The organism is Varibaculum cambriense (assembly GCF_022133705.1).
Taxonomy (GTDB): Bacteria; Actinomycetota; Actinomycetes; order Actinomycetales; family Actinomycetaceae; genus Varibaculum; species Varibaculum cambriense_A.
The window spans coordinates 32,535-49,977 of record NZ_JAKNHJ010000006.1 but is presented as its reverse complement, the minus strand read 5'-3'; the positions used below and the strand labels follow the sequence as shown (position 1 = coordinate 49,977).

The 17,443-nt window shown below is 53.1% G+C and carries 15 protein-coding genes; 1 reads left to right on the top strand and 14 read right to left on the bottom strand.

Translation table 11 applies throughout. The features are described from left to right. Positions 1 to 84: 84 nt before the first annotated feature. From L0M99_RS04070 to tkt, 4 genes are all read right to left on the bottom strand, one after another. Positions 85 to 960 (bottom strand): HAD-IIA family hydrolase, encoded by an 876-nt coding sequence (locus L0M99_RS04070; protein WP_278605534.1) that lies wholly within the window; start codon positions 958 to 960, stop codon positions 85 to 87. Positions 961 to 1,025: 65 nt separating this feature from the next. After that, on the bottom strand, positions 1,026 to 2,027 hold the full coding sequence (locus L0M99_RS04065; protein ID WP_024058851.1) for a hypothetical protein: 1,002 nt from the start codon (positions 2,025 to 2,027) through the stop codon (positions 1,026 to 1,028). A 95-nt stretch (positions 2,028 to 2,122) separates the two neighbouring features. Beyond that, a complete protein-coding gene (locus L0M99_RS04060) occupies positions 2,123 to 2,614 on the bottom strand; it encodes a ribose-5-phosphate isomerase (RefSeq protein ID WP_238127841.1) in 492 nt (163 codons plus the stop codon). A gap of 91 nt (positions 2,615 to 2,705) precedes the next feature. Then, complete coding sequence (gene tkt / locus L0M99_RS04055; RefSeq protein WP_238127840.1) at positions 2,706 to 4,805, bottom strand: transketolase; 2,100 nt, start codon at positions 4,803 to 4,805, stop codon at positions 2,706 to 2,708. Between the two features lie 323 nt (positions 4,806 to 5,128). On the opposite strand from tkt, the gene L0M99_RS04050 reads away from it, so the two are divergent. After that, entirely contained in the window at positions 5,129 to 7,123 is a 1,995-nt protein-coding gene (locus L0M99_RS04050; RefSeq protein WP_238127839.1) for a solute carrier family 23 protein, read from the top strand. Positions 7,124 to 7,129: 6 nt separating this feature from the next. On the opposite strand, the gene L0M99_RS04045 is transcribed toward L0M99_RS04050, so the two are convergent. From L0M99_RS04045 to L0M99_RS04000, 10 genes are all read right to left on the bottom strand, one after another. After that, a complete protein-coding gene (locus L0M99_RS04045; protein WP_238127838.1) occupies positions 7,130 to 8,698 on the bottom strand; it encodes an alanine/glycine:cation symporter family protein in 1,569 nt (522 codons plus the stop codon). A gap of 152 nt (positions 8,699 to 8,850) precedes the next feature. Further along, on the bottom strand, positions 8,851 to 9,927 hold the full coding sequence (locus L0M99_RS04040; RefSeq protein WP_024058856.1) for an ABC transporter ATP-binding protein: 1,077 nt from the start codon (positions 9,925 to 9,927) through the stop codon (positions 8,851 to 8,853). Next, the gene (locus L0M99_RS04035) at positions 9,909 to 11,405 is read right to left on the bottom strand and encodes an ABC transporter permease (RefSeq protein WP_238127837.1); all 1,497 of its coding nucleotides are present in this window, start codon (positions 11,403 to 11,405) and stop codon (positions 9,909 to 9,911) included. Before L0M99_RS04035 ends, L0M99_RS04040 begins: the two co-directional genes overlap by 19 nt. Beyond that, the gene (locus L0M99_RS04030; RefSeq protein WP_238127836.1) at positions 11,402 to 12,406 is read right to left on the bottom strand and encodes an extracellular solute-binding protein; all 1,005 of its coding nucleotides are present in this window, start codon (positions 12,404 to 12,406) and stop codon (positions 11,402 to 11,404) included. Before L0M99_RS04030 ends, L0M99_RS04035 begins: the two co-directional genes overlap by 4 nt. Positions 12,407 to 12,507: 101 nt before the next feature. Further along, the gene (locus tag L0M99_RS04025; protein WP_024058859.1) at positions 12,508 to 13,890 is read right to left on the bottom strand and encodes an MFS transporter; all 1,383 of its coding nucleotides are present in this window, start codon (positions 13,888 to 13,890) and stop codon (positions 12,508 to 12,510) included. Positions 13,891 to 14,020: 130 nt separating this feature from the next. Next, entirely contained in the window at positions 14,021 to 14,716 is a 696-nt protein-coding gene (locus tag L0M99_RS04020; protein ID WP_238127835.1) for a response regulator transcription factor, read from the bottom strand. Next, on the bottom strand, positions 14,713 to 15,489 hold the full coding sequence (locus L0M99_RS04015) for a sensor histidine kinase (protein WP_024058861.1): 777 nt from the start codon (positions 15,487 to 15,489) through the stop codon (positions 14,713 to 14,715). Before L0M99_RS04015 ends, L0M99_RS04020 begins: the two co-directional genes overlap by 4 nt. 2 nt (positions 15,490 to 15,491) lie before the next feature. Next, entirely contained in the window at positions 15,492 to 16,043 is a 552-nt protein-coding gene (locus tag L0M99_RS04010) for a MerR family transcriptional regulator (protein ID WP_278605541.1), read from the bottom strand. Positions 16,044 to 16,146: 103 nt separating this feature from the next. Then, on the bottom strand, positions 16,147 to 16,911 hold the full coding sequence (locus L0M99_RS04005) for a MerR family transcriptional regulator (protein ID WP_238127834.1): 765 nt from the start codon (positions 16,909 to 16,911) through the stop codon (positions 16,147 to 16,149). Positions 16,912 to 16,916: 5 nt separating this feature from the next. Continuing rightward, positions 16,917 to 17,345: an FHA domain-containing protein gene (locus L0M99_RS04000; protein ID WP_238127833.1), complete on the bottom strand. Its 429-nt coding sequence runs from the start codon at positions 17,343 to 17,345 to the stop codon at positions 16,917 to 16,919. Positions 17,346 to 17,443: the final 98 nt, after the last annotated feature.

Below are 17,443 nucleotides of genomic sequence, written 5' to 3'. Positions count from 1 at the left end.
TTGCGCCGGCATCATTGTCGGCGACTTTTTGTGCGCAGTGGTAGCGCATTTTGTGGTTGTTAGGGTGGTACTAAGTGTTGCTATTTAGTTATCGTTTTCGGTCCAACCGTTTTCTTCCCATACGGCAGCGGGGATCAGGCGGTCAACACGATCGAGTAAAAAGTCTGGTTGATGTGCTTTCGGCAGAGCTAGTGCTTCTTCCATAGTGGAGTCTCCGGTCAGCGGCATCGCCGAGAACATCCCGGTTTTTTTGGCCATCTCAATATCGGTATAGAGACGATCACCAACCATCATGCAGTTACGAGGGTTAACATCTAGGCCTTCAATGGCGACCTCGAGCATCACCGGCTCCGGTTTGCCGGTAATAACCTGGCACTTGGTCTGGGTGCAGGCTTCGATCGCGGCAATAATCGCGGCACAGTCCGGTTCGCCTCGCCCTCCCGGGAAGGGGCAGTAACGGTCGGGGTTGGTGGCCACCAAAATTGCTCGCTTGTGGAACCAGATGGCATCGAAAGCTATTTGCAGTTTGTGATAGTCAAAGGTGCGGTCATAAGACGCGATTACAATATCTATTTTTTCCGGATCATCACTGATTTTTATTCCCGCATCCTGTAGAGCATCAATCAACGGCTGCTCCGCAATCGGGAAAACCGTCTTGTCAGGATGGTGCTCTTTTAGCCAACGGGTCATAGTGACCACGGTGTTGGCAATGTCTTCTAAGGGGGTGGGAATATCCAGCCTCTCAAGTTTGTCCACATAAAGATGGGGATCTTTAGTGGGATTATTAGAGAGGAAACGTACCGGGATGTCGCGGCGCCGCAGCTCCTCAATTAGTCTCTTCGCCCCGGGCAATAGGTGGTCTCCCAAATAAATGGTGCCATCCATATCAAAAATATAGGCATCATAGAACTCGGTGGGGAACTTAAGATTCTCTTCGGCGTACAACGGTTTTCCTCTCAACTAGTATTTCTTAAAAGCGGGGGTGGAAAGCCGGCGGGCTTTCCACCCCCGATAATCGACTGGGGTTAGAACAGTAGCGCCAGAGCACAAACAATGGTGTGAGACAGCCAGATGGAGGCTGCCGGCGGGTCAATATGGGTGTCGCCACGGGCATACATTAGCCGTTGCGCAACCTCGGCCAGACCTGCCGCCATCACGCCAAATACTACTGCCGCTACCAGCGCCAGGATCAGGTTGTGTCCCACGACCGGGAACCAGACCATGGCGGCAAGACCAGCTGTGATGGTGATGTGGTGGGTAACGGGAATCTTGAAGCCTAGAATCAACATCAAAATGGTGATCGCGGAAATCCCGAAGGGTAGGGCTTGCGCGTTAAGTTCTAGTACCTTTGCTGTCTCCGGGTTGACCGCAGGAAGCAGATAGGCAACGGTTAAGGACAAACCGCCTGCCATTAGCGAAGCCATAACCCCAATGGTGATCCACTGGGAAGGCTTTTCCTGCCAACGCAGCCAGGATTCTTTATCGGTAAGCTTTGAGGTCCAATTAAAGATCGGGGTCTTACCGAAGACTAGCCGGGTTACGAAAGCGGAGAGGAAAACGGTCAACGCCACGGTATCAGTGTTAGATCCGAACCAGGGGATCAGTCGGATACAACGTTCAACTAAGTATCCACCCAGGCCGAAGGCAGCACCGATCCACAACATGGTCGGATCCCCGAATCCGGCAGGGGAGGTGTCGATATCCTTGCCCTTCTTGTCTCCCAAAAGACCTTTCCGTCCCGCATAGGCATGAGCTGCCACAGCCGATGCAAAGCAGACGTGAGGGCCAAATACCGGGCCAAATGCCAGATAGGTTAGCCCAATATCGCTACCGGTAGTAGCAGCTATTCCAAAACCGAGGAAGACGGAGAAACCGGTCATTACAAAGGCCCAGTTACCGCCGATTCCGGCCCCGAGCATGCCTCCGCCAATGGCACAGATTGCCCAGAACAGCGAAAATCCGGTCGAAGCGCCAAATGAGTTTACAAAGTCGCTGGCTTGCGCCGCCATTTGTATAGTTTCGATCATGTTTATACCTTTAGTTAGATAGGGATTGGCAAAATTGCCAAGCTTTTAGTAGCCCGGCTTGGCCTATCCGAGCCGGGAAGTTAGGGGAGTGTTTGCTAGCAGCAGCTGCCGGGAGTAGTCTCCCCGTCGGTCTCCGGTACTTCGTAGTCACAGATTAACTGGACTTTCCGCGCCGAATTCGACTGGGGATCAAACTCGTAACCTAGCCATTCGTTGACGAGGCGCCGCGCTAGTTCAATACCAATTACGCGTTGTCCCATGGTTAGAACTTGTGCGTTATTGGATTTGATTAAGCGCTCTACACTGAAGGAATCATGTCCCACGCTTGCGCGAATCCCGGGAACTTTGTTGGCGGTGATCGCCATGCCAATCCCGGTGCCGCACAGCAGGAGGGCACGGTCCGCTTCTCCGGCAGCAACCATACGCGCTCCTTTGATACCCACATGGGGGTAGTCCACGTCCTCGCCGGCTTTTAGTCCGATATCAATTACTTCTGCAACTCGCTCGTCTGCCTCTAAATCTTTTTTGATTATCTCTTTATAGTCGACAGCAGCGGAATCCGCTCCGATTACTATTCGAAGTCCCATTATTTTTCTCCTCTCATCATCAGCGTTGACGACCTAAGTTCTTTCTATAACACCTAGGGATGTTGTCCCCACTAGTTATAGAAAACTGCACTTATGAGCGAACGCGCTCCAAAGAGCGCTTGGCGGCCGCCACCACATGCTCACTGTCTAGTCCGTAATGCTTAAACAGCTCGCCGGCGGCACCGGGCAGACCAAATCCTTCAATACCTATACTCTCGCCGTTATCTCCTACGAGGTCGCGCCAAGGATCGACTAGACCGGCCTCGATCGATACTCGGGCTTTTACCGCTGCCGGGAGTACCTGTTCACGGTAGTCAGCGCCTTGAGCTTTAAACCATTCCATACAGGGAACTGAAACCACCCGGGCAGCAATGGATTCCTGAGCTAGAGTTTCGCGAGCCTGCAAAGCATATTGCACCTCGGATCCGGAGGCAAGCAAGATCACGTCCGGCTGCCCTGCGGTGTCGGCCAAAATATAGGCGCCTTTATCTGCATTCTTGGCGCTAGCGAACGCTTCGCCGCTTGCGTCCTCCATATCTTCCCGCTCGACGATGGGAAGTCCCTGGCGGGTTAAAACCAAACCTGCCGGCCCGCTTTGACGCAAAATCTGCAGCCAGCAGGCCGCGGTTTCATTGGCATCCATAGGACGAACAATCGACAGATTGGGGATTGCCCGATAGGCAGTCAAATGTTCGACCGGCTGGTGGGTAGGCCCGTCCTCGCCAACTCCAATAGAGTCATGAGTCCAAACATAGGTTACCGGGATATTCATTAGCGCAGCTAGGCGGACTGCACCGCGCATGTAGTCGCTAAAGACGAAGAAAGTGCCCCCGAAAACCCGGGTGAGACCATCGATAGCAATACCGTTCATAATGGCGCCCATAGCGTGTTCGCGCACTCCAAAGTGTAGTACCCGCCCGAAGGGGTTACCTTTCCACATATCGGTTTGCGCCGATTCGGGGATGAAGCTGTCAGCATCGGCGATAGTTGTATTATTCGAACCGGCCAGGTCAGCGGATCCACCCCAAAATTCTGGCATTACGGCTCCGATTGCAGAAATAACCTTTCCCGAGGCCGCGCGAGTAGCTAGTGAGCCTCCGGCAGTAAATACCGGGAGTGCGTCCTCGATACCCTCGGGGAGCTTGCCGGCTAGGATCCGCTCTAGTAGCTCATTTTTATCCGGATTTGCTTTCTTCCAGGCCTCAAAGCGGGGCTCCCAATCGGAATGAGCTTCCTGGGCACGCGCGGCGGCATTGTCCCGGGAGTGTTTGACGGCTTCTTCGTCGATAGCAAACATTTTCTCCGGGTCAGCTCCCAGAGCTTTCTTCAAGCCCTTGAGTTCTTCTTCCCCCAGTTTTGCGCCATGAATCGCGCCGGTGTTTTGCTTGGTAGGCGAAGGCCAACCGATAATTGTGCGCAAGGCAATGATTGAAGGCCGATGCTTTTCAGCTTTAGCAGCATTTATTGCCTGGTCAAGAGCATTTACATCTTCGTCGTATTTTCCGTCCTTAGCCAGCCAATCAACCCGCTGGGTGTGCCAGCCGTAAGATTCGTAGCGCTTGAGTACGTCTTCTTGGAAAGATACATCGGTATCGTCCTCAATGGAGATATGGTTATCATCCCAGATCACAATGAGGTTACCCAGATCTTGTACCCCAGCCAGGGAGGACGCTTCTCCGGAGATTCCTTCTTGCAGGCAACCATCACCAGCGATCACGTAAACATTGTGGTCAAAGGGGCTTTCGCCGAGGGGAGTGGAAGAGTCGAGCATACCGTGTGCCCGCCGGGAAGCCATCGCAAAACCAACCGCGGCGGCAAAGCCAGATCCCAGCGGCCCAGTAGTAACCTCCACGCCCTTAGTATGACCGTATTCGGGGTGACCGGGAGTATAAGAATTAAAGATACGGAAACTCTTTAAATCATCGAGCTCCATGTCTTGACCAGCCAGATACAACTGAATGTATTGCAGCAGCGAGGCGTGTCCGGCTGAAAGTACGAAGCGGTCGCGTCCTAACCAATCTGAATCCTTAGGATCAAAACGCAGGTGACGTTGGTAAAGCAAATAGGCAGCGGCTGCTAGCGAAATTGGGGTTCCCGGGTGTCCGCTGCCGGCTTTTTCTACTGCATCGGCAGCTAAGAGCTTTGCCGTTTTAACTGCGCGTTGATCAAGTTCATTCCACTGAGTGGTCATATTTTTCCCTTCCATCATTGGATTGATTAGGCACTTACTCTGTTGCCGATACTAACAGTTGGCTCGTCAGAAAGTCGGGTCTAGCGAGTTTTGCTCACAAAAGTGCACGCGCGTACTCTGACGCGAAACTCCAAACCTAGATCCGATAATGTACATTATGTAAACTAAACGGTTTAGGGAACATTCTCTGCTCTCTACCTACCGGACGACCTCTCTCCTGTCTTCCGGACAACATCTTCGTGGTCGTTTTGAGTTATGGGTTGCCAAGCGCTTGAATTAACACTGGAAGTATTTCCGGCAAAGCACAAAGGAGAATATCCACGATGGCCGCTGACGAGCCACTAAATCCACCACTGAAAGCTCTAGGTGACAGCCTAGAGGCAGAAATTAAAGACAGAAAAACCCATAAGCATCCGGTAGACCAAGTACCTTCGGCTCCTCGGACGCTGCTGCTATCAGTACAGCACGTTTTAGCGTTTTACGCGGGCGCGGTAGTTGTTCCCTTGGTAGTTGCGGGCGGCCTTAAGCTCGATCCCACTACTACCGTGCACCTAATTAATGCTGACCTTTTTACTTGTGGAATCGCAACGCTGATTCAGTCGATTGGATTTTGGCGTGTCGGGGTGCGCCTGCCGATTATCCAGGGCGTAACCACCATGGCGATTTCGCCTATGATTGCCATTGGTCTGGCGGTTAACCAAGACGGCGGCGTGGGAGTGCTCCCCACGATTTACGGCGCAGTCATTGTAGCCGGACTATTTACTTTCTTCGCGGCTCCAGTTTTTGCCAAGCTGATTCGTTTCTTCCCTCCGCTGGTTATCGGGATTGTGCTAACCACTATGGGCACCACATTGCTGGGAGTATCCGCTGCGGACGTGATCGGACGCGTCGACGAACAGGTACCGCCCATGCCGATCACTTTGCGCTCTTTAGCCTATGGCCTGGGAACCTTAGCCATAATCGTCCTCATTCAACGTTTCTTTAAAGGTTTTATGGGCACCTTGGCGGTACTCGCCGGCCTCATAATTGGCACCGGAGTCGCGGTGGCTCTCGGTGATGCTTCCTTCAGCCAGGTAGGCAAATCGTCCTGGGTAGCAGTCACTACCCCGTTCTATTTCGGCTGGCCCCAATTCTCCCTAACTGCCTGTATTTCTATGATCGTAGTCATGCTGCTGACCATGGTAGAAACTACCGGCGACGTCTTTGCCACCGGTGAAATCGTGGGCAAACGTATCGGAAAGAAAGAGATCACGGCAGCTTTGCGCGCCGATGGCCTCTCTACTACTTTAGGGGGAATCTTGAACTCTTTCCCCTACACCTGCTTCGCGCAAAATATTGGTTTGGTTCGCCTAACTAAGGTACATTCTCGCTGGGTAGTAGCCTGTGCCGGCGGAATTATGATCATTTTGGGAGTTATTCCCAAGGCGGGGGCGATTGTAGCCTCAATCCCCTCCCCGGTTCTGGGCGGAGCCTCCATGGCTTTGTTTGCCAACTTAACCTTAGTGGGGATTCAGACCCTATCTCGCGTAGACCTTTCAGATACCCGCAACGGGATTATTCTGACTACTTCGATCGCGCTAGCCATGCTAGTTTCCTTCAAACCAGCAATTGCAGACGCCTTCCCTGCCTGGGCACAGATTTTCTTCGCTTCGGGAGTAACCCTTGGCTCGATTACCGCCATCTTGCTCAACTTGTTGTTCTTCCACGTGGGCCCGCGCGCAAAAGGCGAGGACGTGGCGCTAGGTGCCACCGGCAAGCGACGTTCTTTGCGGGCAGTTAACAAAATGAGTGAAGAAGAGTTTGTAAATACCTTCTCCCGCTTGTTTAATGGGGTAACTTGGCCGCTGCAGGCAGCAGCTGGGATGCGTCCCTTCCAGGATGTAGGAGAACTTAAAGAAGCACTCCAGGACGCGGTAATGGTGGCGGATAAAGACGCTCAGAATCAGCTGATTGCTGCCTATCCTGATGTAACCCAGATGTTGACTGCCAGCGAGAGTGAAGCCAAAGAAATTTCCCAAGACGTGGGTTCTTTAGCCTTAGGTACGCTCACGGAAGAACAAAAAGCTCAGCTGCACACCTTGGAAAGCTCCTATCATGAGAAGTTCAATCTGCCTTTAGTGGCCTTGCTTTCCCGAATGGACAGCGTAGAGGAGATCATTAAGGACGGACTACACCGCCTAGAGAACTCCCCGCGCCATGAACGGGTAGTCGCCCTGGGTCAGGTGGTAGAAGTGGCCAATGATCGCTTAGAGATCATGATGGCGGACGCCAACCCCATCCGTTCGGCTTGGAGTCGCAAGTTTGAACAACTCGACTAATAGCGATTAGCTATTTTCCTTTTCTGACGTACCAGAAGAGGTTTCCCATGCGGGATCGAACCCACCCGGGGTTGTCCATACCCGGGTGGGTAGCTCCCCTGGCAAATACTGATTATTTTGCGAACAGAAGATCGGTCCAGCAGGATCATCAGTTTTCATCTGCGCGCGGTAGTCGCGCAAGGCTCCCACTGCCCATTTCCCCAAGAAAATCAGGGCTACCAGATTAACCAATGCCATTAGGGCGGTCGCCCAGTCAGCTATCGACCACACTGATTTCAAAGGCAGAATCGCCCCGATAGCCGTAGACGCGATTACCAGCAATTTCAAAGGCAAAGCGGAGCGATCTACACCCACAATAAACTTGTAATTGGTTTCCGCGTAGGTGTAGTTCCCCAGGATAGTGGAATAACCAAAACAAACCATCATTACCATTACGAACACGAACACCACAGTTTGGGTGGTGCTATTTGACCCCAATGACGTAACTATGGAATCCATAGTCAGCACTGCCCCATCGACATGGTTTTGCTTATCCCAGAAGGGAACTGACATCAAAATAATGAAGGCGGTGGAGGTGCACACCAGCATGGTGTCCACGAAAACTCCCAGCGCTTGAATCATTCCCTGGGTGGCGGGGTGACGCACCGTAGCAATAGCAGCCGCATTAGGAGCCGACCCCATGCCGGCCTCGTTAGTAAACAGACCCCGCTTAGTACCGGTAGTAATCGCGGCAATGAACGCTCCCCCAGCTCCCGCAACTGCCGGCGGCATATAGGTGTTGGACTGCCCGAACGCTCCCATAAAGATCTCCCGGAACACAAAGGGAATCCGATCATAGTTAAGAATAATCACCAAGATCCCCATGGCAACATACAGCAGCGCCATCGCCGGAGCCAGATATTCCGAAAACTGAGCAATTTTGCGTACCCCACCTACTACTAGCGGCAAAGTTAAAAGGACTAGGATCAGTGCGGTTGCCCAGACCGGGAAACCTAGATAGTCGGAGTTGGCTAGCTGAGAAATCGAGTTTGCCTGGATCATTTCGAAACTAAATCCGTAGGCAAAGATTAGCAGCACCGCAAACACAATCCCCCAGGTACGCGAGCCAAGGCCGCGTTGAATATAAAAGGCCGGGCCGCCCCGGAAGGTGCCGTCTCCGTTGCGAACTTTAAATAGCTGTGCCAAAGTAGCTTCCACAAAAGCGGTAGCCATACCGACTAACGCCACTACCCACATCCAAAATACCGAGCCCGGTCCGCCGGCAACTACCGCCAGCGCAACCCCGGTAATTGAGCCCGTCCCTACCCTATCTGCCAGCCCGATCGCAAACGCTTGGAAGGAAGAAACCCCACCTTCGGAGCCGCCACGAGAACGCGTAATTACTTTCAGCATGTGGGTGAACATGCGCACCTGCATACCTGAGGTACGTATGGTGAGCCAGATGCCCACCCCTAGCAGGGTTATCATCAGCAACCACACCACCGAATTGTTATAGGCAGTATCGAGGAGGCCGGAGATTGTCTCATTCCACTGTTCAAAGGCAGTTAGAGATTCTTTAGAGACCGAAATCGGCATAGGTTACTCCTTCATGATGGGCGGCTTAGCAATTAGCTTTGACTAGGTGAGGGGAAGATACTCCCGAAACCTGTTTAAATATACTCGCTGTAGCGGGTAGCTAAAAAATTTGTATATTTCTTAAATTTGCAGAAAAAGCCCCGGCATTTAAGTTAAGCCGGCACTGCCCACAGATGGGTCGCAAGCGCCTTCACTTTTACCCGGTCCCCCACAATAAATGGTTCATCCCCGCTTTGGCGACGACTGGCCAGTAGCCCAAACTCGGTTTCCACCTGCAGAAGATAGGTATCGCCTTCGAAAAGCGACCCCACTACCTGCCCCACTTCTGCTTGGATAGGATCTTTATTACGTTCAGGGGGCAGGTTACTAATTTCTATAGAATAGGGCGAGCCGAGCGCCACTATTTTCCGGCTCTGTCCATTGGCACCAGCTAAGCTATCAGCAGCGGGAACCTCCAGCTGCTGTCCAAAAGCGGTGAAATGCGCACTAACTTGCCCGAATCGATCTGTGTTGATCACCGCGTTAGTACTGACTTGGGTAGTGGCTCCCAGGTAGAGGGCGGTTTGCAGATCCGCCGGGTGAGATACCAGATCCTGCGGGTAATCATCTTGAATAATTTTTCCTTCGCGCAGCAAAATAATCCGGTCGGCAATCGCAAAGGCTTCCGGCAGGTCGTGGGTAACATACAGGGAAGCAGCCCCAATCCGCCGGTGGATCCGCAAGATTTCTCCGCGAAGTCGCAGGCGCGAATAGGGGTCGACATGGGCTAAAGGCTCATCAAACAGTAGCCAACGGGGTCGGCGCAGTAGTGCTCGCGCCAAAGCCACCATTTGCCGTTGCCCGGTAGATAGTGAGCCGGGATATTGCCGCGAAAGGGAACTTAACCCCAGATCGGTCAGCGTTACCTGCAGGTCTTCCGCATTCCCCCCGGCTAAGGCCACATTTTCCTGAACCGTTAGATGCGGAAAGAGGCCGTCCCGATCAGCTACCAGCGCACTGGCGCGGGCACCGGGAGAAAAGTCAGACACGTCCTCGTCCCCACAAAATATCTGGCCACTACTTGGTTGCAGTCCCGCAATGGCTCGTAATAATGTGGTTTTCCCCGCTCCGGAAGGCCCGATAATTACCACTAGTTCTCCCGGATCAACGCTAAAGGACACGGGACCGAGCACCCAATGTGAAGAACGCGAAACCCGTAGCTCTTTTACCGTTAACGCGGACGGTTCCATTTTCCCTCCTCCTTCGGTACCAGGATAAATAGCAAAATAGAGACAATTAATACCGCCAAAGACAGTCCGAAAGCTGGCGGATAGTTCGCTTCATCAACCATGGCAAACATTTGCGGAACCACCACCGGAGTATCGGGAGCCGCCACCCACACCAGTGGCGCCGATAAAGTGGTGGAAATCGCGACTACTGTCGCTAAAGTCAAACTGAAGTAGCGCCTGACAGCGGGAAGCAGTATTTTTAGGGCTGCCTCTACCCTACCGACGCCTAAGACTCTTACCGACTCAAATTCGGCTTGGCCGATAACTCTAAAACGGGCAGCCAAAAAATAGGTAACCGGCATACCGATTAAGAGGAAGGAACATAGTGATAAAAACCCTCCACTGGAAAAGGGCCACGGCAAACCCTGTTGGCGACTAAGCATCCAGCCAGCACCAATGGCGGCTGCGGGCAGGGACAAGATCACAATAAACAAGGCTTCGACACCCAGATTTCGTCTCTGGGATCCGGCGCCTCTAGTAGCTGCTAGCACCAGTAGGCACAGGCCGGCGGCTAAGGCCGATAGCAACCAGGTGTTGATCACCGATTCCAACTTATCGAAAGAGAACTTGGCGTTGAGCAGCAGGTATAGGAGCAAGCATGCAGAGCTAACGGCATAGAGGCCCACTGCTACAAGCGGGAGCGGCCGGGCCGGCCCCAAAGAAAAGCTACGCTCTCCTAGGGAGGCAGCCGGGAAAAACCGGCGGTAGCTAGAGAAATATAGGCCGATTAAAAGTCCGGCCACGCATAGGCAAAGACCGATTAGTGCCAGGGAGGCGCGTCCTAAAAATGCGGTTTCGAAACTGCCGGTGGATCGCAGCCATAAAGAGTGAGCCACATTCATATTTTTTCCTCCCACCAGGTCAGGCACTAGCGGGTCGGAAAGAGCTAGCGAGAAAGTTACCCCCAGCGATAAAGGAACCGATACCAATAGGGGCCGCGCAATCACCAAGCGGAAAACCTGCCAGTTACTAAGCCCCAAGATTCGCGCCTGGTCTAGTTGATCCGGGCGAATGGTTTGCAAAGTAGAGCGGGCAGAAAAATAGGCTAAGGGCGCGAGCGAGAAAGCAAAAACCGCTATTACTGGAAGCGGCCCGACGAGGACGCTCGCGGAGGAACCCGCGAAGGAGCGTAAAGCGCTAGCAACTATAAAGGGCGGGATCGCGATGGGACACAGGCATAGCATGGTGGCAAGTTGCCGAAAACGCTCGGGTAAAAACCGGGTTCCTAAGGCGGCACCACTGCCCCATAAAGTAGCCAGAATTGCCGAACCAATCGCCTCGAGTAGGGACAGACGGATGGCAGCAGTAATGGCTTCCTCTCCGGGGCTAGATTTTACGATCGCCGCGCGAACTACGAAAGCCAGCGGCCATAGAGCTGCGAGAATACAGAAGACAATAATAATTGACCAGCTAAGTGTGCGTAGTAATATCTTGTTCACTGCCGCCACTCCTGCCTGGCGAACCAAGTCAACCAGCGATCACGATCCGCGGCTGATTTTTGCGGACGCGCCGGCAAAATATAGGGGTCGTCCTGCTCTAAACGCGAAGCTAGAGAGCCGGGGATAGACCGAATAATCGCCAGTTGCGGGGTAGCAGATTTAACGGCTACCCCTTGGCCAGCTTTTTGTGACAGCCAATCCAGAAACCGTTTTGCTTCTCCGACGCGACCCGCATTCTTCAAAAGGGCGGCCGAACCGATCTCATAGGAGGTGCCCTCTTGTGGATAGGAGATAGTAAGGGGCTTGGTAGCTTCGCTTTTGCCAGCACAATAGGGGGTGAAGGTGATCGCAATCGCGGCTTCCCCTGCCAGTACCGTTTTCACAGGAGCAGTTCCCGAGTTCGTAAGACGGGGTACATTGTCGTAAATGTTTCTAATGGCAGTGCTCGCCTGGTCAGCATAGATTTCATCTAGAACCCGCACCACGGTAAAGGCAGTTCCCGAAGTAAGCGGAGAAGAAGCAGCCACCAGGGTGCGATATTGCGGGTTGGCAAGCTCGGCCCATGATCTAGGTACCGGTAAGCCCCGGGCGGCTAAAGCTGTTTGATCAGAACAAAACCCCAGCAACGAGCCATAAACCCCGAACCAGTAACCCTCGCCATCGCGCATAGCTTCCGGAATATCGCTGATTCCCGCTGGCTGGTAGGCAGACAGCAGGCCGCGCCGCTTCGCTAGCACATAGTTTTCTGCCGGGCCTCCCACCCAAACATCAAACTCGCGGGTTTTGGGGCTCGAGGAAATCCGGGTTAAGGCTTGAGCAGTCGGCAAGCGCAGGTAGGAAACATTTTTTCCCGTGGCGGCGGCATAGGCATCCCGCCAATTTTTACAGATGGATTCTTCGTTAGAACAGATAAAAGCTAGTTGTTCTTTTCCTGCGGGGTGACAACCGCATAAAACCATGCTCAAAAGCAAAGTCAAGAGAACTACCAAGCGGGAACGCATGTCAGTAACGATAGCAGGCTGGCGGAAACATTTTGGTTTCCGCCAGCCTGCTTTGGGTATTTTGATTATTTGGGATCGTTTAGCGCCGCTTAGGCGTAACGCTATGCCCGCTCATCCAGTTTTTGTTTATGGGCGCTCATAATCCGCCGTTCGTCACGTCCTACGATCGCAAAGATTAAGACTGTCAATACCGAAAAGACGATAAATACGATAAAGGTCAGGTTCCAACCGAAGTTATGAACTAGCAGCCCGACTCCAGTGGAAGCCAAGGTAGCTCCCAGCAGATATCCGAATAGACCAGTGAATCCAGCGGCGGTACCCGCTACGTTACGCGGAGATAGGTCAATAGCCTGCAAACCAATCAGCATCACCGGACCGTAAATAAGTCCCCCGATTAGCGCTACTAGCAGGATCAATACCCACATGGGAGTCCCTACCGGAGCCAACCAGTACCCCAGGATTGCTAGGGCAGTGCAGATAGTAAAGAAGATTCCTGCCCCCGAGCGATATCCTTTAAAGACTTTGTCGGACATCCAGCCACATAGTAGCGTACCCACGATCCCCGCGATTTCATAGGCGAAGATACCCGCCAGGCCGGAACCAATCTCGGCATGATGCTTTTCGTTCATGTAGACGGTAATCCAGTTCAGTACCCCGTAACGCAGGGCGTAGACGAATACGTTAGCCACTGCCAGCATGACGATCGTGCGGTTGGTGAGGACGTGTTTGAAAATCAAATCCTTGGCGGACATCTTTTCTCCCTCGTCTACTTCCACTTTGGCCGGGTCGTTGCGGTATTCCTCGATCGGGGGAAGCCCAAGAGATTCGGGAGTATCCCGGATCAACAGGAAGCCAATAAACGCTACTATCAGGGCGATCACCGCAGGCAACCAAAAGGCCGAGCGCCAGTCATCAGCGGTCCAGGCCAGGCCAATACCTACCAGGGTGGGTAGCAGGGCTCCCCCAACGTTATGGGCAGTATTCCAAATAGAGGTGATGGTACCGCGTTCATTAGTGGAGAACCAGTGTACTAATACCCTGCCGCAAGGAGGCCAGCCCATACCTTGGAACCATCCATTCAAAAACATGACGGTCGCAAAGATTCCGACTGAGGCGGTTACCCAAGGCACGAAGGCTACTACCAGGTTGGTACATGCCGATAGTGCCAGGCCGATCACCAGGAAATAGCGGGCGTTGGAACGGTCAGAGAGCATCGCGGAGAAGAACTTCGATAGCCCGTAGGCAAACAGAACCGCGTTCGCGATAATTCCTACTCCGACTTTGTCGATGCCGGTGTCATCCATCAGCAAAGGAGCGATGGAGGAGATATTGTTTCTAATCAGATAAAAACCGGCATAACCAATGAAGATACCTAAGAAGACCTGCAATCGCAGGCGAGGGAAAAGCTGTTTGACTTTATTTTCGGGCAGTCGTGGCGCCGGCAAGGGTGCCTTTAGCCAGGAAAGACCTTTAGGGGATGCCATAATTCACTCCGCTGTGTTCGTGGCGGCTTTGACCGCCTTAAGGAAACTTACAGACTCTAGTCTGCCTTCCTATTGGTAACAATCAGCGGCAAAAGCGGTGACAGGCAGTAACGATGCTGTTACCCAAAAATCAATTTTCTCGACCGAGATACTCTAAAATATACCCGCCACCGCGCAGGGTATGAATCATTTCATCACTGCCGGCAGAGCGCAGTTTGGCACGTAGGCGGTAAATAGTAGTTTTTACCATATCGCGGCCGCCCGAAGTAGAGGTGGTTTCCCAAACTTGGTTAAGTAGTTCCCGAATAGTTACTACTCCCCCGTTGGCCTCAGCTAATACTCGCAGTAACTTAAATTCGGTTTCCGACAGCTTTAGATCTTTAGCTAGATAGTAGGCGCGTCCGCGCGCAGTATCCAGCGAAAGCGGCCCTAGTTCGCGCCGCGGTTCCATCTGCCGCATTTTATGGGTACGCCGTAAAATTGCTTCTACCCGCAAGGATAGTTCCCGGGGAGAAAAGGGTTTCGGTAAATAGTCATCGGCACCCGCCTGCAACCCTTCGATGCGCTGCTGAGGGTCCCCCAGAGCAGTAAGCATTAGAATCGGCAGCTTTTGCGCTGATCTAATGCGTTTTGCCAGTTCTACCCCCGAGCCGTCAGGTAGCATTAAATCCAGTATCACCAGCGCTAAATCGGAAGATTTAACCAATTTCCAGGCCGAGGCCGCACCGGAGGCCTCCAATACTTCGCAACCGGTTTCCTCCAGGGTATAGCGAACAATTTCGCGCATTTGCGCTTCGTCATCTACTACCAGCACCAGTGGTTTCACTTTGTTCCTCCCTTGGGCAAACTCACTACAAATGTAGTTCCTCTTCCCTCTAAAGTGTCAACCAATACCTCTCCCCCATGGCCGCGAACGATTTGGGAGACTACCCCCAGTCCTAGTCCCGCCCCCGAGTTCGCAGTCGCAGCCTGGCTGGTTTGTCCCCCGTAGTAGGTGAACAAATCACGCCGCTGACTCTTAGAGATTCCACCGCCATTATCGGTGACTTCTAAAATAACTTGTGCTCCGTCCTGGAAGGAGCGCACCACGATTTTTACTCCCTCCCGGCAGTGCCGAGCCGCGTTATTGATCAGGTTCCAAATCACCTGTGAAAGTAACTGCCGATCCCCGTATACATAGAGCGGGGCGCCGGGATCGGTTAACAAAATATCTACCGCTAAAATTTCGCGAACCTGCGAGGCTGCCTGCCGTACTAGCTCGCGCAAATCCACGTCTTCTTTGTCTAGTCGCAATCCCGAGCCGCGAATCTTCGCACCGGTTAGAAAGGTTTCCGCGAGGCGAATCGCGTGGGCAGAATTAGTGGTAACCGTGTGTAACAGGCGGCGTTGCCGCTCATCCAGGGAAGTATCTTCTAAAAGTTCCGCCGCCCCGGAAATCAGCGCCAAAGGGGTACGGATTTCATGGGACAAAATATCGGTGTTGGTGGCGTCACTGGGGAGCTTTGCTCTGCGCCGTGGCAGATGCCATATCCATTTGTGTAGGGCGTAGCCACCTAAAATTCCGCCAGCCAGCCCAATTAAGAAAACTAGGATTTCCACCGTTATCCGGCATTTCGCCGTGCCCGGGCGGCAGCTAGCTCGTCGGGAACTTTCAGTTCTTGGTTAGCAGACTCTACCGGAAGTTCCGCTAGGGTGCCTTCAATCTCTCGCCAGACGCGCCCTACTGCGATTCCAAATACTCCTTGTCCCCCTTGCACCAGGTCGATTACCTCGTCGGTGGAGGTACATTCGTAAACGGAGGCTCCATCGGACATGAGGGTAATAGAGGAAAGCGAGTCCACCCCGCGTTTTGAGAGGGCGTCGACTGCTACTCGAATCTGTTGCAGGGATACTCCGGTATCGAGCAGACGTTTTACAATTTTCAGCACCAAAATATCGCGGAAAGAATACAGGCGATGGGAACCTGAGCCTTTAGCGGAGCGAATGGTGGGCTCCACCAATCCGGTTCGCGCCCAATAATCCAGTTGCCGGTAAGTTATCCCGGCGGCTTTACAAGCAATAGGGCCGCGGTAGCCGGTCTCGGTATCCAGATCCGCTAAGGTATCTCCAAATAACATGCCTTGCGAACGTTGTGGGCGCGGCTGCCTATCCATGGACAACTCCCTGACGATCGGTTTAACTACAGTCTTAACGGTATTTTCTTTGCCCTGGTCGGTCAAGAACCTTTTACGGAAAGTCTCAAGCTTTACTTGAGGTTTAATTCAGCTTTTCCGCAGAAACCCGCACCATCTGCAAAAACATTTGAGCAGCTGCTTCGGACAGTTCTTGCGTCTCCGATAGATGTCGCGCCTTCGCCACGCTATTCGCGCGGTAGCCCGCAGGAGTAGCCGCCCGTTCTACCAGGTCTAGTAAACGCAGGGCAGCAGTTTTTAAGAACCGTAACTGACGCGGAGGAATCCCCTGTTCCACCAGCAGGCTAGCCAGCTTAACGATTTGGTGACTGCGAGGAGGAAACCGCCCCGCCAGATCCGGGGAAACCAGCCCTGCCTGCACAAAAGAGTTTAATTCCGCAGTGGAAACCCCACTTAAGTCCAAAAGCTCACGGGTCGTAAGGGTTCCATCGCTCGCCGCAGAGGTAACCAATTGCCCTTCGGAGGCAATCAGCCGCGCCGCCTGTTGCGGAGGGGGAACCTCACTGAGAGTTTGCCCCGCGTCTAGTTGCGCTAGCTGTTCGCGAATAACCCGCAGGGGCAGAAAAGAATCACGTTGCCTCGACAGGCAAAAACGAACCCTCTCGATGTCGGCAGCCGAATACTTGCGGTATCCCGAGGCAGTACGCGCCGGTGAAACTATCCCCTGATCTTCCAGGAAACGCAGCTTGGAGACCGAAATAGTCGGGAATTCACCTTTTACGCGTTCGACTACTTTGCCGATCGAGAAAACCGGCTTAATGGATACTCCCGCCGGCCAGGACGCAGCTTTAGTCTCAAGTTGCGCGCTCCGTCTTGCTGATGCCGCCACCAAGTCTAAGAATCCCTCCGGGAGGCATAGTAAACCATCCGGTATTTTCCAATCTGCACACTATCGCCGGTTTTCAACTGGATAGAATCTACCCGCTCGCGGTTTACATAGGTTCCGTTAAGGGAACCGGCATCGCGAACCACGTAACCGTCCTCTTCGCTTACAAAGATGGCGTGCTTGCGAGAAACGGTAACGTCATCAAGGAAAATGTCGCATTTGGGTTTGCGCCCTACTGTGACTTTTTCCGCGTTTAGTAAGAAGCGGGCTCCTACGTTCGGGCCGCGTACGACTACCAGCAAAGCTGACCCCTCCGGAAGCTGCGCAATGGTGTTGCGAGCATCTTCAGAAAGCGCACTGCCGGCAACCAGATCATCGTCCCTAATCGCGCCGATAACCGCGGTAGTTATGGGATCTGCCAAGTCGTTGTCGCTCATGGAGTCCTCCTCTTGCTAGTTCCTTGCCCACCTATCCTGGCGGGCTTTTCAATGTTAGCGCAAAACTTTTTCCGACTCACCGGTTTGTCACATATTGG

Bases quoted from the DNA above. Each gene is read 5' to 3' on its own strand.
- L0M99_RS04065 (WP_024058851.1), bottom strand. From the start codon at position 2,027: ATGATCGAAACTATACAAATGGCGGCGCAAGCCAGCGACTTTGTAAAC.
- L0M99_RS04060 (WP_238127841.1), bottom strand. From the start codon at position 2,614: ATGGGACTTCGAATAGTAATCGGAGCGGATTCCGCTGCTGTCGACTAT.
- tkt (WP_238127840.1), bottom strand. From the start codon at position 4,805: ATGACCACTCAGTGGAATGAACTTGATCAACGCGCAGTTAAAACGGCA.
- L0M99_RS04050 (WP_238127839.1), top strand. From the start codon at position 5,129: ATGGCCGCTGACGAGCCACTAAATCCACCACTGAAAGCTCTAGGTGAC.
- L0M99_RS04045 (WP_238127838.1), bottom strand. From the start codon at position 8,698: ATGCCGATTTCGGTCTCTAAAGAATCTCTAACTGCCTTTGAACAGTGG.
- L0M99_RS04040 (WP_024058856.1), bottom strand. From the start codon at position 9,927: ATGGAACCGTCCGCGTTAACGGTAAAAGAGCTACGGGTTTCGCGTTCT.
- L0M99_RS04030 (WP_238127836.1), bottom strand. From the start codon at position 12,406: ATGCGTTCCCGCTTGGTAGTTCTCTTGACTTTGCTTTTGAGCATGGTT.
- L0M99_RS04025 (WP_024058859.1), bottom strand. From the start codon at position 13,890: ATGGCATCCCCTAAAGGTCTTTCCTGGCTAAAGGCACCCTTGCCGGCG.
- L0M99_RS04010 (WP_278605541.1), bottom strand. From the start codon at position 16,043: ATGGATAGGCAGCCGCGCCCACAACGTTCGCAAGGCATGTTATTTGGA.
- L0M99_RS04000 (WP_238127833.1), bottom strand. From the start codon at position 17,345: ATGAGCGACAACGACTTGGCAGATCCCATAACTACCGCGGTTATCGGC.